Below are 24,855 nucleotides of genomic sequence, written 5' to 3'. Positions count from 1 at the left end.
TCCGTTTTCGTCAGTCATTCGTCAGACGAACGCCTTGAACGAATATATTTACCGACGAAACGTTTAATCCTAAAGTTTCTCCAAGCGTATACTTCACTCGGCTCTGCACGTTGTATGCAACTTCAGATACTTTCGTTCCGTAGCTTACAATGATGTGCATGTCGATATGTACGTCTTCGTCTTCTTGACGTACGACGACACCACGTGCATAATTTTCACGTTTTAACAATTCAGCAATGCCGTCTTTCAATTGTGCTTGTGAAGCCATGCCGACCACACCGAAGCATTCCATCGCCGCACCACCTGCGAGTGTCGCGATGACGTCACTTGTGATGTCAATATTGCCATATGTTGTCTTCATTTCAATTGCCATATGGAGTAGCCTCCTTTATTCGGAATGATTCCTAATGTACATTCTACAATAAGTACCTAGTTATTAAAAGAACCTGCTCCAGAAACTCGGTCAATTAACGCGATAACCTCATTCATTATTCAAATCCTTGAGAGTAATGTCAAGTTTTTTTCTTGTCATGGTACGATTTTCTAGTTGCATCGGGAAAAAAGCCGTGCTAATATAAACGAGTGTCTATTAGGACGAACCCACATAAAAAAGGAGGGGAAACGCATGGCACGTAAATGCTACGTAACAGGTAAATCACCTAAATCAGGTAACAACCGTTCGCACGCACTCAACAAGACAAAACGTACTTGGGGTGTAAACGTACAAAAAGTTCGTATTCTCGTTGACGGTAAACCGAAACGCGTTTGGGTTTCAGCTCGCGCACTTAAATCAGGTCTCGTTGAACGCGTATAATACTTATACACGAACGAATAAATCCCAGCGGCATTCGCCGATGGGATTTTTTTTTTGCTTATTTTTTGATGATCATGACGAGAACCATTCCTTGATGGACCGTCAATCGGGCAGACGCTTCGGTCCATTCATTCGAAATCGTCAACGCCTCCCCACTCTTGACCTCATGATGGTCGAGTGGATATTTGACACCTTCAATCGAGATCGTGGCCGTCTTCCAAGGCATGAAGGAAAGATAGTGCCCGTCTCGCTTCATAATGACCTCGCTACCTGTTCTCACGAGATAAACCGTTTGACCTTCTCCGTGAAGAACCATCTCCGGATACGCTTCAAGTAAGCCGACGTTCGCAAACGTCATATCGATGCGTCCGCCTAAGCCACCATATACATCCATCCGTGTCGCCCCGCGTTCTCTCGCGAACGCTAGTGCAATCTCTAAGTCCGTCACGTCTTTCTCCGAAGGATAGCGTAGCGCCTCCTCAGGCGGTAGTCCTTTAAACGAATCAAAGTCCCCGACCACGACGTCTGGCATGATCTCTTCATCTAATAATCTTTGATATCCACCATCGACACCGATGACAAAATCGGCATCACGCGGTAAGTCCGGAATGGGTTCCGGACTCGCCGCGACGATCAATATATTCATTGACGGAGATCCCGTGTCGCCACACGCGTGAAACGTGGTGCTGTCGTGAAGAGGAGCACTAACACGATGGCTGAGATGACAAAGGATGGTGCCATATACGTAGCATTGTAGCCGAGTGAATAGGCGACGACCGGACCTTCTGCATATTCAGCAAAGAAGACAATTCCCGAGATGACGTGCGCCGCGTATCGTAACATCGAACCCAGGAGCGCCCCGAGTACTAAATATGTGGCAAGCGTCTTCGTCGCCCCGTTGCTCGCAGCTTGCTTCACACGCCCCGCGAACACCCCGGCCATTCCGACGAGACCATAAGCGACCGTATAGTCGAGCAGGAATTGTACAGGCGTGAAAATATAGGCACCGAACAAGAGTTGAAGTGTCCCGACGAGGGCACCTGTCGCGAGACCACCTTTTAATCCGTGGCGGAATGCCATCACAAAGATCGGGAGCATCGCTAAACTGATGGATCCCCCTTGTGGCAAACGGTATGGAATGAGCAAATCAAAAATGAGCCCGAGCGCTGCAAACAATGAAATTTCAATGAGCGCTTGTAATTTGAAACGTGATTTCATCTTTCTTCCTCCTTTATTTGGTTGAACGACAAAAAGCAGCATGACGTAAACGCCATGCTGCTTGGATTCGCAACGTGCATTTTCGCCACATCCCTACGTCCGTGTGAACGGAACAGGTTCAAAGGGTTAGCGTATGCCTCTCAGCCACATCATGTGACACCCCTTGCGACTCTATCTTGTTGTTCTATCGTCGATTATACACGAGATGCGCCACGAATGCTATCGATGGCTGCTTTATAATCTGATTGATTATAGATGGCTGATCCCGCAACAAGGACATCAGCCCCTGCGTCGATGCAATATTTTGCCGTTTCCGCGTTGACACCACCATCGATTTCAATCTCAAAATCAAGCTGACGGTCTTGGCGGAGCTGACTGAGTGCTGAAATTTTCGGTACGACCGATTCGATGAAGGCTTGTCCCCCGAACCCTGGGTTGACGGTCATGAGCAATACCATGTCGACGTCCGCAAGCACGTGCTCAATCGTCGAGAGCGGTGTATGCGGGTTCAAGACAACTCCGCATTTTGCGCCAGCCGCTTTGATTTGTTGCAAAACGCGATGCAAATGGTTCGTCGCTTCCACGTGAACGGTCACGATGTCCGCTCCCGCTTTCACGAAGTCTTCGACATAGCGTTCCGGTTGATCAATCATCAAATGCACATCGAGGACCATGTCTGATTTTTTACGCAAGCTTGTGAGGACCGGTAGACCAATCGAAATGTTCGGCACGAACTGTCCGTCCATGACGTCAAAATGGATATAGTCCGCTCCCGCTTCTTGGACGGCTTTCACTTCCGCCTCCAAATTGGCAAAGTCGGCCGCTAAAATAGATGGTGCAATTTTAATCATCTGTCAATACCTCCGTTTTCGATCGTTTAACTCCTCCATAAAGGTAACATAATTCTCGTACCTTGTTGAAGCGATTTCACCATTTTCAACGGCTTGTTTGATGGCACATCCCGGTTCATTCAGGTGAGCACATCCGCGGAACTTACAATCGTCATGGCGTTCGACGAAATCAGGGAAGCACCACCTGAGTTCATCTGCCTCAAGTTCCTGAGGAAACTCCAAGCTTGAAAATCCAGGTGTGTCGGCAACAAGACCATCCGCTAATTGAATCAACGTCACGTGACGCGTCGTATGCTTTCCTCGACCGAGTGATTTAGAGATTTCCCCTGTCGCCAACTCGAGCTCTGGCGCGACGGCGTTAAGTAACGAACTTTTTCCGACACCGGTCTGACCGGCGAAGACACTCGTCTTCTCTTTGAAAAGACCGCGCACTTCATCCACTCCGTGAGCATGCTCTGTCGATGTCTCAATCACGTCATACCCGATGGCGCGATAACGTGCAATCGCTTCTTGTATCGGCTCGACTTCATGTTCATCGAGCAAGTCCATCTTCGTCAAGACGATGATCGGATGAATTTGCTTTGACTCGATGAGTACGAGGAAACGATCGAGTAAATGATATGAAAACGCCGGTTCTTTTACTGAAAAGAGGAGGAACGCCTGATCGATATTAGCAATCGGCGGACGAACGAGGTGGTTTTGACGCTCTTCCACCTCTAAAATATAGCCGGTCCCATCTTCTTGATCTTGAATCACTACATCGTCGCCGACGACCGGTGAGATGTTGCGTTTTCGAAAGTTCCCTCTAGCCCGACAACGAATCTCTTGATTCGTCTCGGTCATCACATCGTAAAACCCGCCTTGAAGGCGAATGATTGTTCCTTTCATTATGACTACCTCCTTTAAAAAAGAGGTGACGACACCGTCACCTCTTTATTGTGCCTCTTCAGCTTGTGCATATGTGACTGAATCTGTTCGGACAATCTCACCATCGACTTCAATCGTCGCCGTCCCGACTTCGTCAGGGGCAATGACGAGCGTATACGAATACGTTGTCGTCTCTGTGATTTGATCACGAAGCACCTCAATCTCACCACGTGCGTCAACCGTACGAATCACGACTTCGACCGTCTTCGGTTTCTTGTCTTTGTCCGGTTGTTCGACTTCCACAGTCACTTCACGTTCAATCGAAATATCGGTCGGTTCAACGCCTTCCGATACGATGACCGTGAGCTCCGTTCCCGGGTCGACTGCTGTCCCGGCTGTCGGAAGTTGACGGATGATTTGACCTTTAGGAACACTTGTCGAAAATTCATCCCGCTTCACGATTTTCAGTTTGTTCTGTTCAGCATAAATAGATGCTTCGTCGAACGTGTACCCAGCAAGGTTCGATAGTTCCACTTTGTTGCTTCCTGTCGACACGACGAGTGTGACCGTCACCTCTGAAGGAACGACCTCTTCACCTGGGTCGACCGATTGGGAAATCACGTCTCCGCTATTCACCGTTTCGGAAGCTTCTGTTTTAATTTCAAGGTCGCTGAATGCTAAGTCTTTCAACATACGTTCCGCAGCAGTTTGCGAAAGACCTTCTACGTTCGGCATTTCGACCGTCTCTTTTCCAGCCGATACGACAATCGTCACGGTCGTTCCGCGTTTCGGTTTACGTCCTTCTTGCGGGTTTTGCGAAATGACTTCACCCTCCGCAATATCATCGCTCGCCCGTTCTGTCACTTCGACGACAAACCCGGAAGCTTCAAGTTCTGTCGTCGCATCCCCGATACTCATGCCGACGACATCCGGCACGACGGAACGAGACATCTCATCGGCGACCACGTAAGCGGCAATGCTTCCACCGATCAATAGAACGATGAGTAAAATCCAAATCCACCATTTACGTTTCTTCTTTTTCACAGGAACCTCTTCCGGTTCCTGTTCTTTTGGTGGCGTGACCGGTGGTGGTGTCACCGGCACATCTTGTTTTTCTTCCGTCATGACCGGTGCCATGACGAGCGTCTGGTCGAACTCGTTTTGATTTGCCGAGAGTCGTCTCGGTTCATTGGCACGTTCACGGCTCAAAGCGGTCATACAATCTTTTTTAAAGGCTGCGACCGATGCATGTCGGGCTCCCGGTGATTTTGACAAGGCTTGCATGACACAGTTCTCAAGCGCTTGTGGAACATTCGGATTTAAGTCCATCGGTCGAATCGGGTCATCTTGCAAATGTTGAAGGGCGACCGCGACCGGCGTCTCGCCGATGAACGGTACACGACCCGTCAACAATTCATACAAGACAGCACCGAGCGAGTAAATGTCCGATTTTTCATCCGCAAATTTCCCACGAGCTTGCTCGGGTGAGAAGTAATGGACAGAACCAAGGACAGACATCGTATGCGTCAACGTCGCATTCGACATCGCGACAGCAATCCCAAAATCGGTCACCTTCACGTTTCCATGCTGATCGATCATCATATTCTGTGGTTTGATATCCCGGTGAATGATTCGGTTCGCATGGGCGTGATCAATCGCATCACAAATCTGCCCCATGATGCGCAACGCCTCATCGACAGATATGTATTCTTCCTGCAAATATTGTTTTAACGTCACGCCATCGACGTGCTCCATGACGATATAGTATAGATCATCTTCATCGCCGACGTCGTAGATGGCGACGATATTCGGATGGTTCAGACTCGTAGCCGCATGGGCTTCTCGCTCGAACCGACGTATAAATTGTTCGTTATGTGAGAATTCAGATCGCAACACCTTGATGGCGACGGTTCGGTTTAAAATCTCGTCATGAGCCCGGTAGACATTTGCCATGCCTCCGCTGCCGATTTGTTGTTCGATCCGATAACGATCGTTGATTCGTTCTCCGCTTCGCATCGGATTCATCCTCTCTTTCTATCTGTGAATTGAACGAGGGCGACCGTAATGTTGTCGCTCCCTCCCAATTGGTTGGCTTCCGCAATCAGTTGATCTGCTTTTTGTTCAGCCGATACAGCTTGTTGTAAAACGTGTTGAATCGCCCCATCGGTCAAATGTGTCGTCAATCCATCCGTACAAATTAAAATCACATCAAACTCAGGGTCAGCGAGCACTTGTACGTCAGGCTCGACTTGTTCGCTTGAACCGATCGCTCGGGTGATGACATTTCGTTTCGGATGAACGCGCATCTCTTCTTCCGTCAATTCACCGAGCTGTTTGAGCACGTTGACGTAAGAATGGTCTTCTGTAAGACGTCTTAATTCGTTCGCTTGCAGAGCATAGACACGACTATCGCCGATATGAACGATGACAACCGTCTCTCCGTTCCAACAAACGGCCGCCACAGTCGTTCCCATCATGACGAGATTCGACTGTTTCGCAAACTGCAGCACTTGTTCATTCGCCAAATGAATGTGATGGCGGAACCATTGTTCAATGTCGACAGGTGTCGACGGGAGAGACGGGAAAGCCCGCCGAAACTCTTCAATCACGATTTGACTCGCGACCTCTCCCGCTGCATGTCCACCCATCCCGTCGGCAACGAGCGCAATTCCTGAGAAGGCATCGCCTAAGATTAAAACTGCATCTTCATTTTGTGTGCGTACTTGTCCACGATCTGTTCGAAATGCTAATTCCATCTTTCTGATTACCTCGTTTCTTGTTCGCGCTCCTTCGCTCGAAGTTGCCCACAAGCAGCATCGATATCCGAACCTTGTTCGCGACGAATCGTCACGTTCACATTGCGGTCTTTGAGCACTTTTTCGAAGGCAAAGATCTGAGCTCTCGGTGTGCGTACGTAGTCGCGTTCCAATACGTGGTTGACTGGGATCAAGTTGACGTGACATTTGATGCCTTTCAACAAGTCAGCCAATTCGTGGGCATGGTCTTCCGTATCGTTGACGCCACCAAACAATCCGTATTCGAACGTGATGCGACGACCGCTCTTCTCCGTATAGTAACGGACGGCATCCATCAATTTGTTCAAGTCAAACGCACGGTTGATTGGCATGAGACGTGTACGTAGTTCTGTCGAAGCCGCATGAAGAGAGATGGCGAAGTTGATGCGCATACCTTCATCAGCAAACTTATAAATTTTTGGAACGATTCCGCTCGTTGATACCGTGATATGACGGGCACCAATGTTAAGGCCGTTATCATGGTTGACCGTACGTAAGAAGCGCATCAACTCATCATAGTTATCAAACGGTTCACCGATTCCCATGACGACGATCGAATCAACACGTTCGCCTGTCGCATCTAGGGCGCGCTGTACATCAAGAACTTGTGCCGTGATTTCACCAGCTTCTAAGTTACGTTTCAACCCACCGAGTGTTGAGGCACAGAACGTACAGCCGATTCGGCAACCGACTTGTGTCGTGACACAAATGGAGTTCCCGTACTCGTGACGCATGAGAACCGTTTCAATTGAATAGCCATCTTGAAGTTCGAACAAGAATTTGATCGTACCGTCTTGCGATTCTTGTTTGACCAATTCTTTCAACGTTGTCAGTTGGAACGACTCTTGTAATTGGTCACGAAGTGCTTTTGGAACGTTCGTCATATCGTCGAATGACGTGACACGTTTGACGTACATCCAATCATATAATTGTTTCGCACGGAATGATTTTTCTCCTGCTTCCACGACCCACGCCTCAAGTTCAGGGAACGTCAACGAATAAAGTGACGGTTTTGCGCCTAAAAGTGGATTCTTTTCTACTGCTTTTGGATTCATTGTTTTATACCTCTTTCTTAAATGCGGCGATATAGAAGCCGTCGGTCCCGAATGTCGTCGGTAATAGTTTTAATTCAGCACGGTCCGATGTCATGATCGGACGAACAGATTGCGGGAGACGTTCTTTTAACGTCTCGTCCCACACCAATCCTTTTGACAATACATAGTCAGCCTGCGTCTCGTTCTCGGACGGATCAATCGTACATGTCGAGTAAACAAGCGTACCACCTGGTTTGAGCAGTGGCAATACGGCATCAATGATTTGTCGTTGAATCTTCGGTAAGTTTTCTAACTGGGCTTTGTCTTTCGTCCATTTGATATCTGGCTTCCGACGAATGACACCAAGACCCGAACAAGGAACATCTAGAAGAATACGGTCAAAGCTCTCTTTTTCAAACCGTTCACCTGCCAGACGAGCATCAAGGGCAAGTGCGGTCACTCCATTGATGTGAAGACGTTTGGCTTGCTGGTCGATCAATTTCGCTTTGTGTGGATGTAAATCGAGCGCTGTGAGCGATCCGTTCTCCATCCGTTCTGCCGTGTGCATTGCTTTCCCACCAGGGGCGGCACATGCGTCTAAAATCTGATCATCTTTCGATACACCGAGGGCATCTGCGACAAGCATCGAGCTCTCATCTTGAATCGATAAGAGACCTTCCTCGATGAACGGGGTCGAATGGACGTTGCCCGATTCGACGACGAGTCCGTCGCTTGATAGTTCAGAGCGTGACGTCAAGACTCCTAAGTCGGCCAACCGGTTCATCATGTCGTCGACAGACGCGCGTTTACGGTTGACGCGAACCGTGACAGGAGCCGGTTCGTTGTTTAATTGACAGATGGCTTCTGCCGTTTCCACCCCATATAGGTCAATCCAATCGGAAACGAGCCATTTCGGATGACTATGTTCGATTGAGATTCTTTCCGCATCTGTCAATTCGCTAAAGTCAGGGAACCCTTCACGGAGAACGTTACGTAACACCCCGTTCACGAATTTACTCGTTCCGAGATGGTGTCCTCGTTTTTTCGCGATTTCGACCGCTTCGTGTAAGACGGCGCGATCTGGCACCTTATCGAGGTAAAAGAGTTGATATACACTCATCCGAAGAAGCGGAAGGACGAACTTATCGAGCTTCTTCGGCGAACGGATTCGATCGTTTAAGATGTAATCCAACGTTCCTTTTCGACTGAGTGTCCCATAAACGAGTTCGGTATACAGACCGACATCTTTTGGAGCGACTTTCTTTTGTTTTAATGCGTCATTGACGGCAATCGTTGAATACGCGCCGCCTTGTTCAATTTTTATCAGCGTATCAAGCGCTGCTTCACGTACGTTCATGAGTTCCTCCTAATCGGTCACCAACACGCAACTTCTGTCCAGCTCCACGCATGAAGGTCGCACCATCCATTCGTTTTTTCCCTGCTGGTTGTAAGTCCGTCACTTTAATGGCAACGCTGTTCCCAGTCGCCACGACGAATCCGTCCTCTTCAAGTCGAACGACTTCTCCAGGTTGACCTGCACCCGTCGTCTTCTCTCCCATGAACAGTTTCACGCGTTCGCCGTCAAGTGTCGAATAGGCAGTCGGGAATGGATTCATCCCGCGAATGTGATTATAGATGGCTTCCCCACCCATAGCCCAGTCGATTTGTTCGCGCTCACGGCTGATGTTCGGTGCAAACGTCACATCCCGCTCATCTTGAGGGACCGCTTCAATCCATCCTTCTAAGAAAGCTGGAAGTGTACGGATGAGAAGATCGCTTCCTGCTACAGCCAGTTTATCAAATAACGTTCCGACCGTATCCATTTCTTCAATCGGAACAATCGTATTGGCAATCATGTCACCTGCGTCCAATTTGTCGACCATATACATGATTGTCACACCTGTTTCCGACTCACCATCGATGATCGCTTGATGGATCGGGGCACCTCCACGATATTTCGGAAGTAGCGAGGCATGGACATTGATTGCTCCGTGAGACGGTGCCTCGAGTAATGCAGTCGGCACGATTTGACCATACGCTGCCGTGACGATGAGGTCCGGACGTAACGCTAAAATTTCTTCATAATCCGTGCGAACTTTCTCAGGTTGCAAGACAGGAATGCCATGACGGAGTGCACACTCTTTCACAGGCGTTGGTTTCAGTTCACGTTTTCGTCCGACCGGTTTGTCCGGTTGTGAGACGACACCTACGACATTGTATCCTTCTTCGAGCAGTCGCTCAAGTACAGATACCGCAAATGTCGGAGTTCCCATGAAGACGATCCGTTTGTCTTTTCCAGGGTTTGGAACCGCGAGCTTATCTGTGAATAAGACGCCATCTAAATGATCCATCTCATGCTGAATCGCCCGGGCGAAGAAGCCGCTCGCTTGAATCGTATGCGTGCGCCCTTTCAAGTCCTGATTTTTGACGACAATCGACTCATGACGTTCCACGAATCCAAATTCGCCTGGGATGCTCAAACATCCTTCGAGTCCAACCTCACGTCCTGACGTCTCGATGATTTCAGGATTGATCAAGACGAGAGGACCCGTCTCATCATCGGTATGGACGACTGCGAGTCGTTGATTCAAGTTGACCTGTGGTGCCGCAACACCGACTCCGTCATACTCATACATCGTATCAAACAATCGGTCGACCGTTTGACGCAATTTTTTATCGAACTTCGTTACCGGTTCGCATGTTACGCGTAATATATCGTTCGGTACTTCTACTACTTTATACATGTCTCTCCACCTCACATGAATACGTATGGGTTCACATCGATACTCATTTGATATTCTTTCTTACTGATCGCTTTCGCTCTTGCTTGTTGAAGGCGAGCTAACTCCGCGTAGAGCGTTTCAGGTTGTTTCGTTTTAATGAACACCTGATAACGATACGCATTCTTTAATTTTGATAACGGGGCAGGCATCGGACCGTTCAAGCGGCTGTTCTCCACTTGCGCCTGTAAAAAGTCTGATGCGAACAGTTCCGCCTCCGCCTTGGCGACGAGCGGATTTTCTGCTGAGAATGTGACGAGCGTCAAAAACCAATACGGCGGATGGTTCCCGACTTGACGAAGACCCATCTCTTTGGCGAAGAACGTCTCATAGTCGTGTTCACTCGCTGTCTCGATGACATAATGGTCCGGATTGTACGTTTGGACGAACGCCTCACCTGGAAGTTTTCCACGACCGGCTCTCCCTGCCACTTGGGTGACAAGTTGGAACGTCCGCTCGGTCGCACGGAAATCAGGCATCCCGAGCGTCGCATCTGCCGCAAGTACTCCGACGAGCGTGACGTTTGGGAAGTCGAGTCCTTTGGCAATCATTTGAGTGCCGAGTAAAATGTCGGCCTCTCCTTCTTCGAAGCGTCGTAACAATTGTTCGTGTGACCCTTTCCGCGACGTCGTATCTTGGTCCATTCGGATGATCCGCGCCTCCGGAATCCGGTTCAACAACTCTGTCTCGATCTTCTGAGTGCCTGATCCGAACTGCTTGATTTTCTTACTGTTACACGATGGACACGTCGACGGCATCCCGACTTCGTAGCCACAATAATGACACTTCAATCGATCACCATATTGATGATACGTTAAATTGACGGCACAATGCGGACAGGTCATTCCTTCCCCGCAGTCCCGGCACATGACAAAGGTCGTAAACCCACGGCGATTCAACAGAATGACACATTGCTCTTTTTTCTCGATCCGGTCGAGGATCCCATTAAACAATTCCTCTGAGAACATCGTCGTATTGCCTTTTGCCAGTTCACGGCGCATATCGATAATGTGGACCGGTGGCATCTCTCCACCGTACCGCTCTTTCAAGTGTAAGTAGCGATACACACCCTTTTGCGCCCGGGCGTATGACTCGAGCGAAGGTGTCGCACTCCCCAACACGACGGGACACCCATGATAGCGGGCCCGCCAGATAGCGACATCGCGCGCATGATAGCGCGGGTTCTCTTCTTGTTTATACGTCGTCTCATGCTCTTCATCTAAGATGATGAGACCGAGACGGTCGAGCGGCGCAAAGATGGCCGAACGAGCACCGACGACGACGTCGACTTCCTTCCGCTTGATTTTACGCCACTCATCATACTTCTCTCCTTTGGAAAGGGCACTGTGTAAAACTGCGACGCGTTCACCAAAGCGACGTTTAAAACGTTTTACCATCATCGGCGTCAAACTGATTTCCGGTACGAGCAAGATGGCCTGCTTCCCTTCATCGATGACTTGCCCAATCGATTCTAAATACACTTCGGTCTTTCCGCTCCCCGTCACCCCGTGTACAAGTAACGTCTCGCCTGCATCCGCCTCATGAATCGCCCGGACCGCGTTCGCCTGACTATCGTTTAACTGCACCGATTCCTGTACTTGTTCAATCGTCGCGTACGGGTCACGATTCAATTCCACTTCGGTCAACCGCACCGCACCGAGATCTTCGAGCTTTTGAAGTTGCGGACGAGTCAATCCGATTTGGCGTAATGCCGACCAATACATACGTGGCATCTCTTCTAACGCTCGAATCGCTTCTAGTTGTTTTTTCGCACGTTTCGAGACGACGGTCGGATCGAGCAGTTCGACGACGATGTCTGTTTTGACTGTTTTCTTTTCTTTTAGAACGGGAGCGAGGGTAAGCTCCCCTTTTTTAGCAAGTCCGAGAATGACCGATTGAATGTCTTTCGGATATTCCGATAAATGTGTCCCGAGACGAACACCCTCAGGCACATGCCCCTCTTTAATTTCTTTGTCGTAACTAACTTTTAGCGCTGCTGGTAGCATCGCGAGGAGTGCGGAAGAACGGAAGCATAGCGTCGTCTCCTTCACATGGATGGACAAGTCGAGCAGCTCATCCGTGAGTGAAGATTCTTCATCTAATAAGGCTTCGAGCGGCTTCAATCCATCTCTCGTCCCGTCCGATGTGCCAACGACGATTCCTAACAGACGGCGTGAACCGAATGGAACGGAGACACGCATCCCCGGTTCAATCAAGGATTCGAACTGTTCGGGTACTTCATAATCAAACGGACGATCAATCGTGATCACCGGTGCATCAACATGGACGTGGGCAATCATTGGACCGCTTCCTTAAAGTGTGTGAGCAACTCGAACGCCAACTGTTTCTTCGACTGTTTCGGAAGTTGAAGCGTCGTCCCGTCAGCGTGGAACAGGACAGCCTCATTATCATCTGCACCGAATCCGACATCACTACCGGATACATCGTTTGCAACGAGGAAATCGACGTTCTTTTTCTTCAGTTTCGCTGCCGCATGTTCTTCGAGTCGTTCCGTCTCCGCAGCAAAGCCGACTAACACTTGATGTGTTTTTCGTTCACCGAGTGTCTTGAGAATGTCCGTCGTTTCTTCGAGTTCAATCGTCAGTGGACCATGCACTTTTTTATGTTTCTCTGCATGGACCGTTTTTGGACGATAGTCCGCGACTGCTGCTGACTTCACGACGAGGTCGAGTGAATCGAAACGACTTGTCACTTCCTGCAACATTTCTTCGCTCGATTTGACGGGAATAGCCGTCACACCGTCTGGTACAGGGACTTGAAGCGGACCGTGAACGAGGGTGACACGGGCACCCATATCACGTGCCACTTCCGCGAGCGCAACGCCCATTTTTCCTGACGAGTCATTTGATAAGTAACGGACGGGGTCGATGCGTTCTACCGTCGGACCAGCCGTAATTAATACTTCTTTTCCGAGGTATAGTTTAGGGACGAACTGGCTTTCGATGATGCGCACCAAATCTTCTGGTTCCGGTAGACGTCCACCGCCAATCCAGCCACATGCCAAGTTGCCGACACCTGGTTCGATCAACTGATAGCCATATGATTTTAACGTCTCGATATTCCGCTGTGTGGCAGGATGTTCGAGCATGTTCACATTCATCGCCGGTGAGACGATCACCGGACATTTCGCCGCAAGAATCGACGTCGTGATGAAGTCATCTGCAATCCCGTTCGCTAATTTCGCAATCGTGTTGGCCGTCGCAGGAGCGACGACGATTAAGTCACTCGAGTCGACGACATCGATATGTGCAATCTTTGTTGGATCATGCTCTTCAAACACATCGGTATAGACCGGATTTCGACTGAGCGCCTGGAAGGTCGCCTGACCCACGAATTGTTCTGCCGACTTCGTCATCGCGACGCGAACATTCGCTCCGGCTTGAACCAATTTCGATGTGAGCGCACACGCCTTGTAGGCGGCGATGCCACCACTCACACATAACAAAATAGTACGATCCTTCACCATTCCCAAACTCCCCCTTATAGACAATGAGACCCAAGTCGCAAACGACTTGGGTCACACTTCATCCGTTGTTTTTTTCGTTCACGATGATTGTCGTATCACCCGAAAATAGTTCTTCTAACGCTTGACCGACCGGCTTATATGATTTTGGCTCGGCGACTTTCGGTGCTTTTCCATCTTGAATCTGACGCGCCCGTTTCGCAGCGACCGTAACGATCGTATATTTTGACGGGATAGTACGTTGTAAGGCATCAATCGAAGGGTATAACATTAAATGACCTCCATCATGGCTTTTTTATAGAGTGACGCAACACGTTCACGTTTACAATGCTCAGCTGTCACGATCGCTTTAATTCGATCGATGGCTTTGTCGACCTCGTCGTTCGTGACGACGTAATCATAGGCGTCCATCAACTCGATTTCTTCACGCGCGACGAGCAGGCGTTGCTTGATGACTTCTTCTGACTCCGTGCCTCGTCCGATTAGACGATTGCGAAGTTCTTGAAGACTTGGTGGTGCCAAGAATAAAAAGACGGCTTCCGGGAGAAGTTCCTTCACTTGGAACGCTCCTTGCACCTCAATTTCAAGAATGACATCTTGGCCGCTTTCGAGCGTTTCACGCACCCACTCTACAGGCGTCCCGTAATAGTTGCCGACGAACTCGGCGTGTTCGAGCAATTCTTTTTGTTCGATCATGCGTTCGAACTCTTCTCTCGATTTGAAGAAGTAATGCACTCCTTCGACTTCCCCTTCACGTGGCTTTCGAGTCGTCGCCGACACCGAATATTGAAGGTTATTGTCCTCTTCCTCGCGAAGAGCACGACAAACGGTCCCTTTTCCGACACCGCTCGGTCCAGACAAAACGATTAATAATCCTCGTTCTTTAAAATTCACTGCAAGCCCTCCATCTTCTAACATCACATTTAATTATAATAGCAGTCAATCAATTGTCCCGGCAAGAAGAAGTTCGGATTTCCTACTCCATCGTACCATATTTTCTGTTTTTCTGATAACGTAGAGACAGAAAATGAACAAAGGTGATGAGATCATTGGCTTATGATGGATTAATGACATATCGTGTCGTACAAGAATTACAATCGCTCGTCGGAGGGCGAATCAACAAAGTACATCAACCGTATTCTCTCGATTTGATGCTCCAAATTCGTTCGAACCGACAGAACGCGCAACTACTCATATCAGCAAACGCGATGTATGCCCGTCTTCAATTGACGGATACACCGATTAAAAATCCGCAAGAACCGCCGATGTTCTGCATGATGTTACGAAAACATATAGAAGGCGGATTTATCACGGCAGTCGAACAAATCGGCCGTGACCGTGTCATCGTCATCTCCGTCCGCTCTCGAAACGAGCTCGGTGATGAAGAATCGAAAAAAGTCTACATCGAGTTGATGGGACGTCACTCGAACGTCGTCTTAACGACAGAGGACGGGAAAATTTTAGATGCGATTAAACACCTCCCGCCTTCGCAAAACACGTATCGGACAATCATGCCGGGTAGTGCATACCTACTCCCGCCGGAACAACACAAGTTCGACCCGTTGTCTGATTTGACGGAAGGGTTGAAGCGAATCGACTGGAATGCCGGTAATTTGGACAAACAGATTGTCGCCACGTTCGCCGGGGTCAGCCCTCAAGTCGCTCAAGAAGTCGTGCACCTCGCGAAGATGCCAAATCGTGAATCGATTCAACAAGCGTTCGAGAACGTATTGCGTCAGCTTGAAGGACCTTATGTGTTCCAACAACTCGCTTTTGGAAAGGAACGTTTCGCCCCGATCGTATTGACGGCAGGAGAAATTGTATCCGAGGAAACATATGCATCGAGTAAAGAAGTGCTCGACCGTTTCTTCTATGAGAAAGCGAACCGTGACCGCGTCAGACAACAAGCCCACGATGTGGAGCGTCTCTTGAAATCCGAACTCGAGAAGAACTTGTTGAAGCGCCGCCGTCTCTTAGAGGACTTAAAGGCGACAGAACGAGCGGACGAGTTACAAAAGTTTGGCGAGTTGTTGACGACATACTTGTTCCAGCTTGAAAAAGGGATGCGTGTCGCTGAAGTCGTCGATTACTACGATGAAGAGGGTACGACCATCTCGATTCCGCTCGACCCACTCAAAACGCCGAACGAGAATGCGCAACAGTACTATAAGAAGTACAACAAATTAAAAGTTGCTAAAGTCGAAGTGAAAAAACAACTCGAATTAAACGACGCGGAAATCGACTATTTGGAGACGCTCACCGCCCAGCTCGATGTCGCCTCTCCATCCGACCTGCTCGAGATTCGGGAAGAACTCGCCGAAGAAGGATACATCCGTCAAAAACGTCAAAAGAAAAAAGCGAATCCAAAGATTTCGCTTGAAGCGTACACGTCTTCGACGGGGACGGAATTCTTTGTCGGGAAGAACAATACCCAAAACGACCATCTGACGTTCAAGTTCGCACGCCGTGACGAGATTTGGCTACACGTCAAAGACATCCCGGGTTCTCACGTCATCATTCGTTCCACGGACCCCGATGAGACGACGCTTCTTGAAGCCGCATCGGTCGCTGCCTACTTCTCGAAAGCACGCGCATCGAGCGGTGTGCCCGTCGATTATACGCGCGCCCGCTACGTGAAAAAACCGAGTGGTGCCAAACCTGGATTTGTCATCTATACGGATCAACAGACCGTCTACGTGACGCCAGATGAACAATTGATGAAGTCGCTGAAACAGTCATAAACGAAACCCGCCATGTTCTGAGGTGGCACTGAAAAACTCAAAATGATTTTGAACAGAGGAGTGTCGTCCCGACCAAGGATGACGCTCCTCTGTTTTCATTTGTTTTCATTGCCCTTGCTTCTGTCGCCCTTTTTGGCACGCCGCTTTCCTGGGGGCGGTCAGGGAGCCGCATCGCATTAAGTTTTCTATCGCCCACACATCCTGAAAGTAAGATAGACAACATCATTCCGCAAAAAAAAGTCAGATCCGCCATTTCTTAATAGCGGATCTGACTTTTAGCTTGTTCACGCTTTCGGGTCATGCTTAAATGCTTCGAGCTGTTCATGATAATCGAGCAAATGCCCGTGTAAAATTTCTGAAATGGATAAATCTTCGTGCGGCAACCTAAAGAGCGAATACGGTTTATCACACGTATAGAGAATATCGTGATGGTGCGCGAGTAAATATAAGAACTCCGATTCGAACGCCTGACGTTCTTCCTCGCTCATGAGTAAGAAAGCTTCCCGATGCTCGGCTAGACTTTCTAGCAACAAGACGAGCTTGTCTTCGAGATGAATGAGCAAGCGATACTGCTTGATTGTCATATACTTTAATTTCACGTTCGTCACTTTCATATCCTCTTGAAGCATCATATGCAACTCCTGATGACCGAGGATGCGGGCACGCGTCTCTAACAGTTCCGCCGGGGAACCGACGAGTTCACGCCAATGGTGGAACAAATAAGATGAAGTCTTTCTGACCTCGCTCAACAAGCGATCTTCATACCGCGGTGGCAAGAACGCATAGTTCACACCAAGTGAGACGAATACACCGACTGCCGTCAACAATGAGCGTGTCCATGCATAATGGAAGAAATCCGAAGTCGGGTTTTCTAACATCATGACGATGGCGAACGCCGCGTACGTCGACATGTGTGTCTTATCGAATGTCGTATTGAGCGTGAGCGACACGATGACCGCTATACCAATGGAAATGGGGTTGACGCCGAACAAATAGACGATGAATAGTCCACACATGAGACCGACGACCGTTCCAAAGATACGACTGAACACGATTTTAGACGAGCGCTTGACGGTCGGTTGCATCGCCACGACTGCTGCGATCGCACCCATTCCAGAATAAATTCCGAATACATACCACGAGATTGCGACGGTGATTGATACGGCAATCCCGGTCTTTAACGTACGAAGCCCGATTTTCGGGATGTAGCGTTTTCCATTCATTTCAGCTCGACCTTCCCTGTCTCAGAAATCAACTCAACGACAGGTCGATTCGATGTCGACAACTGATAGACACCTGGTTCGACTTCTTTGTAACGGTCGGTACTTGAAATTTTCCCAGTCGTCGTCACGTTCACTTGCCCTGTCGCGTGTTTTGGCGCATAACTAAGCGTTCCTGCTTCCGTTTGAACCGTCATCGCCTGGTTCACGACGACGTCTGTGATGGTCGCATGACGATAAGAACGGATATCTCCTGTTACGAGACGTGCGGATTCGATTGTCGTATCACTCTTCGTCTCAATTCGCAGACGATCACTATCAATTTGTTTTAAATTGACGGTGTTCGCATTCATCACAATCGTTTTCACGTTTAACCCTTGCCCGGTCACTTGTTCAGCACCGAGATGGACCGAGGTCATCGAACTCGGTAAGGCAACGCGAAGCTTATAGCGGGACGGTTCATCACTTGCCCGACTGCCGAAATAGCTGAACCATCCATACCGCTCGACGACATAGATGGTATCGCCGACCGATTTTACTTTGATACGTCGTTCTTTCGAATTGGTCTGCACCACTTCGATCTGTACTTTTTCATTTGGACTACGCACGAACTCGACATTCCCATGATACGTCTCGAGTCGTAACTTCTTCATTTGGTATCGATCTTCATACTGGTCCCCTAACGCCAACAAATGGCTGAATACGAATAAATTCACGAGAAAGAGCGTTGGGATGACCGTCAAGACGAGACCGAAGGCGATTTTACGATGTTTCGGGATTGCCCGAAATCGTGCGCTCCATGTTTTTTCTTTGCTTCTTGAATACGCCATATGCCTCTCCTTCTTGGTTCACTTTCATCAGTTTACCATGAAGTATGACATATGCCGAATCGAAAAAGAATCCGCCCGAAGGTGGATTCTTAAGATGTGACGAGGTCGCTCCAGGCGCGAGGGTCTTGTTGCCACTCGCGAAGAGAGTGAATCTCTGATTGGGTTAAGTTCCCTGTCGATTCCGCGACCTCGACCAATTCAGGAAATGTCGTCAATGAAGTAGCACTGAGATTTGCATCCGCTAAATTCTTCTCTAAAATCGGCAATCCGTAAGAGAAGATGGCTTGAATGCCGACGACCTCACCGCCCGCTTCAAGAATCGCTTGGGCTGCATAAATACTCGACATACCCGTCGACAACAAATCTTCGATGACGAGCACGCGTGCCCCGCGATCGAGTTTCCCCTCGATTTGATTCCCTTTCCCATGTCCTTTCGCACTCGAGCGGACGTAAATGAATGGTAAACCGAGACGATCGGCAAGTAAAGCGCCGTGTGGGATACCGGCTGTTGCCGTTCCTGCGATGACATCGACTTCTGTTGTCCCGACTGCATCCACCAATCCATCGATGATTATGTTACGGATGTCGGGATAACTGAGCGTTAACCGGTTGTCACAATAGATTGGGCTTCTCAACCCGCTCGACCATGTATATGGCTCCGTCGGTGATAATGTGACGGCTTTGATTTGTAATAAGGCTTCAGCGATTTGTTTCATATGATTGTCCCCATTCCATCATAAATTGTTCGTACATGGCTAACGGATCATTTGCGCGTGTGATTGGGCGACCGACGACGATCGCGTGGACACCGGCGAGTCTCGCTTCATGCGGCGTCGCGACACGTACCTGGTCGTCATCGGTTTGACCGAGTCGGATCCCAGGTGTGACCGTCATAAACGTGTCACCGAGTTCCTGATGAATCATCTTCGCTTCCTGAACAGATGCGACGACACCATCAAGTCCCGCCTGCTTAGCGAGCGATGCCTGACGGATGACAGCTTGGTCGAGGCGTCCCGGAATCCCGAGCTCCGTCTGCATCATCCGTTCATCCGTGGATGTCAATTGGGTGACACCGATCAAACGGGTCGTGTCATTTTCTTGACGAAGCCCATCCAACGCATAGCGCATCATCTTTTCACCGCCTAGCGTATGCACGTTCGTCATCGCGACTCCAAGCTTTCCGATTTGACGCATCGTGCGACGTGCCGTCTCTGGAATATCATGTACTTTCACATCGAGAAAAACCGGATACCCGAGGTCGACCAACTCTTCGACAAAGCGTCCACCTTCCCGATAAAACAGTTCCATCCCTACTTTGACAGCAGGTCGGCCCGGGAATGGTTTTAATAAATGAAGCGCCTCATCGCGTGTCTCCACGTCAAGGGCGAGATACAAGTTGTGCATATGCTTTCCCCCTCACGTCCAGTATATGATCGATTCCAAGTGAATCGAGTCGTACCGGTAATGCCTCGATGATTTCTTGACAAACATATGGATTTTCAAAATTTGCGGTACCGACCGCAACAGCGGACGCTCCCGCATAGATGAATTCGAGAACATCGTCGACCGTCCGAACGCCGCCCATGGCGATGATTGGGATGTCGACCGCTTGCGCGACTTCATATACCATCCGGACCGCCACCGGTTTAATGGCTGGACCTGATAATCCGCCGATTCGGTTCGCCAAGATCGGTTGCCCGGTCTGGATATCGATTCGCATCCCGACGAGCGTATTGATCATCGTCAAACCGTCCGCCCCAGCCGCTTCGACTGCACGCGCCATGTCTGTGATTGACGTGACGTTCGGGGACAGCTTCACATAGACCGGCTTACTTGAAGCCGCTTTGACGAGTCTCGTCAATTCTGCAGCCATCACAGGATCCGTCCCAAACTGCATGCCCCCACACTTCACGTTCGGACATGAGATGTTCAGCTCGATGGCTTTGATGGTCGGGTCCGCACTGATACGACGTGCGACTTCCACATATTCATCAGGCGTCGACCCGGCGACGTTGGCGATGATCTCTGTATCGAAAGTGGAGAGGAACGGCAATTTCCCCTCGATGATTGCATCGACCCCTGGATTTTGAAGGCCGATCGCATTGAGCATCCCTTGCGCCGTCTCTGCGACACGTGGCGTCGCATTTCCGAATCGTGACTCTTCTGTCGCTGCCTTGATCATGATGCCGCCTAAGATGGAGAGGTCATACAGTTTGGCAAACTCTTCCCCGAATCCGAAACATCCAGAAGCCGGGATAATCGGATTTTTCAACTGGAGTCCTGGTAACTCGACATGTAATCTCATAACAGCACCTCTTCCGCATTGAATACCGGTCCATCGCTACATACTTTCACATAGCCTTCCGGCGCTTTGCAGACGCAAGCAAAGCAAGCGCCAATGCCACAACCCATTCGATTTTCAATCGAGATGTAACGCTCCGGAATCGGTGAAGCGGCGACCGCCTTCAACATCGCTTCCGGACCACAGCTGAATAAGACGTCCGCATCGATGCGTGCGAGTGGTCCCGTCACAAATCCGCGTTCCCCGTGGCTCCCGTCGACGGTCGTGATGATCGTTTCCCCGAGCTCTTGAAATGCTTCTTCATAAAAGACGCTCTCTTTTGAATCAAACCCAAGTATCGCAATCGTCTCAATCCCCATCTCATGTAGACGACGTCTGACGTAGTAAAGGGGAGGTACCCCAATTCCACCACCGACAAGGATGACCCGTTTCTCATGTTGTGCGAGCGGAAACCCGTTGCCGAGCGGTCCAAGGACGTCAAGTGTGTCCCCGACACGCTTGTTTGCCAACTCGGTAGTCCCTTCTCCGATTACCTTATATAAAAATGTGACTTCTTCTCCTTCAACGTTCGCCACCGACAACGGTCGACGTAACAGACCGGACGTCTTGATGTGAAAGAACGTCCCTGGGGCGATTTCCACCCCAGGACAACGTACTTTCATCTCCATCGTCGCTTTTGCGATTTGGCGATTGCTGATGATGGTTACGTCACGTCTCATACCATCACCCCGAACTTCGTGAATGCCGGAATGCTGACCGTTTGGAACGACAGGCTTTCAATGACTTGTAGTAGCGCTTCGACCGTGTCGAGCGACGTGAGGCACACTGTGCCTTGCTCGGCGGCCATACGACGAATCAAGAAGCCGTCTTTCGTCACGAGTGCGTCGCGACTCGTCGTATTGATGATCAAGTCGACTTCCCCGCGCTCGATCACGCTGAGCATCGTCTCACCTGATTCTTGAATCTTCCCGACCCGACGGACGCGCATCTGCTCCGCTTCTAGTCCATCTGCCGTACCGCTCGTCGCCATGAGACGGAAGCCGAGACGGTCAAATCGTTTGGCTAAGGCAATCGCCTCATCCTTGTCGTGATCTGCGATTGTCATGAGGACGTTTCCTTTTAAGGCGATGTTCATTCCAGCTGCGACAAGACCTTTATAGAGTGCCTTTTCAAGAGTCCGGTCTGTTGCCATGACTTCCCCTGTCGATTTCATCTCAGGTCCAAGCGACGGATCGACTTCTTTCAATTTCGCGAAAGAGAAGACCGGCACTTTGACAGAGATGCTGTCTGACTCGGGATGGATGCCTGTTCCAAGACCGAGTTCTTTCAAGCTCGTTCCGAGAATTGTTTGCGTCGCAATTCGTGCGACCGGTAAACCTGTCACTTTTGAGATGAACGGAACCGTTCGGCTCGCACGCGGGTTTACTTCGATGACATACAAATCATCTGCATAGACGAACTGGATGTTCAGAAGCCCTTTGATGCGGAACGCTTTCGCCAACTTGATCGTGTAGTCGACGACTTTTTGCTTCAGCGCGTCACTGAGGCGTTGTGGTGGATATACTGCGATCGAGTCACCAGAGTGTACACCGGCACGTTCGATATGCTCCATGATGCCTGGGATATAGACGTCCGTCCCGTCACAAATCGCGTCGACTTCAATCTCAATCCCCGTTAAATAGCGGTCGATGAGAACTGGGCGATCTTTCGAGGCGATGACGGCGTTTCGCATGTAACGCTCGAGCTCTGACTGTTCATATACAATCTCCATCGCCCGTCCCCCGAGGACGTAAGATGGTCGGACGAGTACCGGATAACCGAGTTCATTCGCACATGCAACCGCCTCTTCGACGTTCGTCGCCGTCTTCCCTGGTGGTTGGGCCAATCGTTCAGCCGACAAGGTAGCTTCGAACGCTTTCCGATCTTCGGCGCGATCGATGTCTTCTAATGACGTCCCAAGAATCTTTACGCCGTTCGCTTCGAGCGATGCCGCTAAGTTGATGGCGGTCTGTCCACCGAATTGAACGATGACGCCGAGCGGGTTCTCGTTATCGATGACTTCTAACACATCTTCCGTCGTCAACGGCTCGAAGTACAGGCGGTCGGAGATGGAGAAGTCTGTCGAGACCGTCTCTGGGTTGTTGTTGATGATGATGGCTTCATATCCGGCGTCACGAATCGTCTGAATCGAATGAACGGTCGCATAGTCAAACTCGACACCTTGACCGATTCGAATCGGGCCTGATCCGAGGACGAGGATCGATTGGCGATCTGTCTTCACCGCTTCGTTCTCCACTTCATAGGTTCCGTAGAAATATGGCGTCTCCGATGCGAATTCCGCCGCACACGTATCGACCATCTTATACACCGGGCGGATGTTCCATCCGTGACGTTGCGCACGAATCGTCTCAACGTCTGTCTCAAGGATTCGGGCGATGGCGACGTCACTGAAGCCGAGTCGCTTCACGTCGAGCAAACGCTCTGACGTCAATGGCTCCGATGCGAGCTGTTGCTCGGTCTGCCAAATATGGTTCAGTTTGTGTAAGTAGAAACGATCGATCTTCGTCAATTGATGAAGCGCTTCTACCGTGTATCCGCGGCGAAGAGCCTCATATACCATGAACAACCGCTCGTCTGTCGGATGAACGAGCCCGTGCTCGAGCTGATCTGTATTCAATTGCTCAAGTTGCGGAACGTATAATTCCTCCATCCCAAGTTCGAGCGAGCGCACGGCTTTTAAAAGCGCCTCTTCTAAGTTTCGACCGATGGCCATGACTTCACCCGTCGCTTTCATTTGTGTGCCTAAGCGGCGATCCGCGGACTCAAACTTATCGAAAGCGAAACGAGGGATTTTGGCAACGACATAATCAAGTGCCGGCTCAAATGAGGCGTAACTCGTCTCGGTGACCGGGTTTTTTAGTTCTGACAACTTATAACCAACAGCGACTTTTGCAGCGAGTTTGGCGATCGGATAGCCTGTCGCTTTTGACGCGAGCGCCGAGCTTCTTGAGACGCGCGGGTTCACTTCGATGACATAGTATGTGAAGCTATCTGGGTCGAGTGCGAATTGGATGTTACATCCTCCTTCAATCCCAAGTGCCCGGATGATGTCGAGCGAGACGCTACGAAGCATCTGATAATCCCGGTCCGACAACGTCTGAGTCGGTGCGAATACGATTGAGTCTCCTGTATGGACACCGACCGGGTCAAAGTTTTCCATCGCACAGACGATGATGGCCTGGTCGCTCGAGTCACGCATGACCTCAAATTCAACTTCTTTCATCCCGGCAATCGACTTCTCTAGCAACACTTGCGTCACTGGACTCGCCTTCAAACCAGACTCGACGATTTGCTCGAACGATTCACGGTCATGGGCAATCCCTCCACCGGTTCCGCCGAGCGTGTAAGCAGGTCGAATGATGATCGGATAGCCGATACGCTCCGCAAATCCCCAAGCAGAATCGAGCGTATGGACGATTTCACTCTCAGGAACGCCATGCCCGAGCTCGAACATGAGGTTTCGGAACTGTTCACGGTCTTCAGCTTGCACAATGGCCGCTAGGTTCGTTCCGAGTAATTCCACCCCACAATCACGTAATACTCCCCGCTTATCGAGTTCAAATGCCAAGTTCAATCCCGTCTGACCTCCGAGTGTCGCGAGTAGCGCATCGGGGCGTTCTTGGCGGATGATCCGCTCGACGAATTCGGGTTCGAGTGGTTCGATATACACGCGATCCGCTGTCGTCGGGTCCGTCATGATCGTCGCCGGGTTCGAGTTGACGAGAATGACCTCGTAGCCTTCTTCTTTCAAGGCAAGACATGCCTGTGTACCAGCATAATCAAATTCTGCTGCTTGTCCGATCACAATCGGTCCTGATCCGATCACAAGGATTTTCTGAATATCTGGTCGTTTTGGCAT

General features: G+C 49.9%; 23 protein-coding genes and 1 riboswitch. Of the genes, 2 read left to right on the top strand and 21 right to left on the bottom strand.

Annotated elements, in window-relative coordinates; translation table 11 throughout:
• Positions 1-10: 10 nt before the first annotated feature.
• Positions 11-373, bottom strand: coding sequence for an Asp23/Gls24 family envelope stress response protein (locus tag KNO86_RS00350; protein WP_015881350.1), 363 nt, complete (start codon positions 371-373; stop codon positions 11-13).
• A 252-nt stretch (positions 374-625) separates the two neighbouring features.
• On the opposite strand from KNO86_RS00350, the gene rpmB reads away from it, so the two are divergent.
• Positions 626-814 carry a 50S ribosomal protein L28 gene (gene rpmB, locus KNO86_RS00345; RefSeq protein ID WP_015881349.1) on the top strand — a complete coding sequence of 63 codons (189 nt, stop codon included), beginning with the start codon at positions 626-628 and terminating at the stop codon, positions 812-814.
• Positions 815-872: 58 nt separating this feature from the next.
• Here rpmB and KNO86_RS00340 read toward each other — a convergent pair whose 3' ends face one another.
• The 13 genes from KNO86_RS00340 to gmk all read right to left on the bottom strand — a co-directional run bounded on the left by KNO86_RS00340 (position 873) and on the right by gmk (position 14,761).
• Positions 873-1,460: a thiamine diphosphokinase gene (locus tag KNO86_RS00340; protein WP_214691792.1), complete on the bottom strand. Its 588-nt coding sequence runs from the start codon at positions 1,458-1,460 to the stop codon at positions 873-875.
• A complete protein-coding gene (gene thiT / locus KNO86_RS00335; RefSeq protein WP_074034820.1) occupies positions 1,457-2,032 on the bottom strand; it encodes an energy-coupled thiamine transporter ThiT in 576 nt (191 codons plus the stop codon). The genes KNO86_RS00340 and thiT overlap by 4 nt, the downstream gene beginning before the upstream one ends.
• A 73-nt stretch (positions 2,033-2,105) precedes the next feature.
• Positions 2,106-2,206: riboswitch (TPP riboswitch) on the bottom strand.
• A 20-nt stretch (positions 2,207-2,226) separates the two neighbouring features.
• The gene (gene rpe / locus KNO86_RS00330; protein ID WP_214691791.1) at positions 2,227-2,883 is read right to left on the bottom strand and encodes a ribulose-phosphate 3-epimerase; all 657 of its coding nucleotides are present in this window, start codon (positions 2,881-2,883) and stop codon (positions 2,227-2,229) included.
• Between the two features lie 3 nt (positions 2,884-2,886).
• Positions 2,887-3,774, bottom strand: coding sequence for a ribosome small subunit-dependent GTPase A (gene rsgA, locus KNO86_RS00325; RefSeq protein ID WP_214693954.1), 888 nt, complete (start codon positions 3,772-3,774; stop codon positions 2,887-2,889).
• Between the two features lie 42 nt (positions 3,775-3,816).
• Entirely contained in the window at positions 3,817-5,766 is a 1,950-nt protein-coding gene (gene pknB / locus KNO86_RS00320) for a Stk1 family PASTA domain-containing Ser/Thr kinase (RefSeq protein ID WP_214691790.1), read from the bottom strand.
• 5 nt (positions 5,767-5,771) lie between these two features.
• On the bottom strand, positions 5,772-6,506 hold the full coding sequence (locus KNO86_RS00315; protein ID WP_214691789.1) for a Stp1/IreP family PP2C-type Ser/Thr phosphatase: 735 nt from the start codon (positions 6,504-6,506) through the stop codon (positions 5,772-5,774).
• 8 nt (positions 6,507-6,514) lie between these two features.
• The gene (rlmN, locus tag KNO86_RS00310; RefSeq protein WP_214691788.1) at positions 6,515-7,600 is read right to left on the bottom strand and encodes a dual-specificity RNA methyltransferase RlmN; all 1,086 of its coding nucleotides are present in this window, start codon (positions 7,598-7,600) and stop codon (positions 6,515-6,517) included.
• Between the two features lie 4 nt (positions 7,601-7,604).
• On the bottom strand, positions 7,605-8,936 hold the full coding sequence (gene rsmB, locus KNO86_RS00305) for a 16S rRNA (cytosine(967)-C(5))-methyltransferase RsmB (protein ID WP_214691787.1): 1,332 nt from the start codon (positions 8,934-8,936) through the stop codon (positions 7,605-7,607).
• Entirely contained in the window at positions 8,923-10,323 is a 1,401-nt protein-coding gene (gene fmt, locus KNO86_RS00300) for a methionyl-tRNA formyltransferase (RefSeq protein ID WP_214691786.1), read from the bottom strand. Before fmt ends, rsmB begins: the two co-directional genes overlap by 14 nt.
• 11 nt (positions 10,324-10,334) lie before the next feature.
• Positions 10,335-12,659 carry a primosomal protein N' gene (gene priA / locus KNO86_RS00295; protein ID WP_214691785.1) on the bottom strand — a complete coding sequence of 775 codons (2,325 nt, stop codon included), beginning with the start codon at positions 12,657-12,659 and terminating at the stop codon, positions 10,335-10,337.
• A complete protein-coding gene (gene coaBC / locus KNO86_RS00290) occupies positions 12,656-13,846 on the bottom strand; it encodes a bifunctional phosphopantothenoylcysteine decarboxylase/phosphopantothenate--cysteine ligase CoaBC (protein ID WP_214691784.1) in 1,191 nt (396 codons plus the stop codon). The genes priA and coaBC overlap by 4 nt, the downstream gene beginning before the upstream one ends.
• Before the next feature lie 58 nt (positions 13,847-13,904).
• Positions 13,905-14,114 (bottom strand): DNA-directed RNA polymerase subunit omega, encoded by a 210-nt coding sequence (rpoZ, locus tag KNO86_RS00285; RefSeq protein WP_015881337.1) that lies wholly within the window; start codon positions 14,112-14,114, stop codon positions 13,905-13,907.
• Complete coding sequence (gmk, locus tag KNO86_RS00280) at positions 14,114-14,761, bottom strand: guanylate kinase (protein WP_031421596.1); 648 nt, start codon at positions 14,759-14,761, stop codon at positions 14,114-14,116. The genes rpoZ and gmk overlap by 1 nt, the downstream gene beginning before the upstream one ends.
• A gap of 131 nt (positions 14,762-14,892) precedes the next feature.
• On the opposite strand from gmk, the gene KNO86_RS00275 reads away from it, so the two are divergent.
• Complete coding sequence (locus tag KNO86_RS00275) at positions 14,893-16,584, top strand: Rqc2 family fibronectin-binding protein (protein ID WP_214691783.1); 1,692 nt, start codon at positions 14,893-14,895, stop codon at positions 16,582-16,584.
• Positions 16,585-16,868: 284 nt separating this feature from the next.
• On the opposite strand, the gene KNO86_RS00270 is transcribed toward KNO86_RS00275, so the two are convergent.
• The 7 genes from KNO86_RS00270 to carB form a co-directional block, all read right to left on the bottom strand.
• Positions 16,869-17,807, bottom strand: a complete 939-nt coding sequence (locus KNO86_RS00270) for an FUSC family protein (protein WP_214691782.1) — start codon at positions 17,805-17,807, stop codon at positions 16,869-16,871.
• Entirely contained in the window at positions 17,804-18,634 is an 831-nt protein-coding gene (locus tag KNO86_RS00265; RefSeq protein ID WP_214691781.1) for a hypothetical protein, read from the bottom strand. Before KNO86_RS00265 ends, KNO86_RS00270 begins: the two co-directional genes overlap by 4 nt.
• An 89-nt stretch (positions 18,635-18,723) precedes the next feature.
• Entirely contained in the window at positions 18,724-19,350 is a 627-nt protein-coding gene (gene pyrE / locus KNO86_RS00260; protein ID WP_214691780.1) for an orotate phosphoribosyltransferase, read from the bottom strand.
• A complete protein-coding gene (gene pyrF, locus KNO86_RS00255; RefSeq protein WP_214691779.1) occupies positions 19,334-20,038 on the bottom strand; it encodes an orotidine-5'-phosphate decarboxylase in 705 nt (234 codons plus the stop codon). Before pyrF ends, pyrE begins: the two co-directional genes overlap by 17 nt.
• The gene (locus KNO86_RS00250; protein ID WP_214691778.1) at positions 20,013-20,939 is read right to left on the bottom strand and encodes a dihydroorotate dehydrogenase; all 927 of its coding nucleotides are present in this window, start codon (positions 20,937-20,939) and stop codon (positions 20,013-20,015) included. Before KNO86_RS00250 ends, pyrF begins: the two co-directional genes overlap by 26 nt.
• The gene (locus tag KNO86_RS00245; RefSeq protein WP_214691777.1) at positions 20,936-21,655 is read right to left on the bottom strand and encodes a dihydroorotate dehydrogenase electron transfer subunit; all 720 of its coding nucleotides are present in this window, start codon (positions 21,653-21,655) and stop codon (positions 20,936-20,938) included. Before KNO86_RS00245 ends, KNO86_RS00250 begins: the two co-directional genes overlap by 4 nt.
• Complete coding sequence (carB, locus tag KNO86_RS00240) at positions 21,652-24,855, bottom strand: carbamoyl-phosphate synthase large subunit (RefSeq protein WP_214691776.1); 3,204 nt, start codon at positions 24,853-24,855, stop codon at positions 21,652-21,654. The genes KNO86_RS00245 and carB overlap by 4 nt, the downstream gene beginning before the upstream one ends.

The organism is Exiguobacterium sp. s160, from assembly GCF_018617575.1.
GTDB classification, from domain to species: Bacteria; Bacillota; Bacilli; order Exiguobacteriales; family Exiguobacteriaceae; genus Exiguobacterium; species Exiguobacterium aestuarii_A.
The sequence above is the reverse complement of the archived record's forward strand: the minus strand, read 5'-3'. Positions and strand labels throughout refer to the sequence as shown.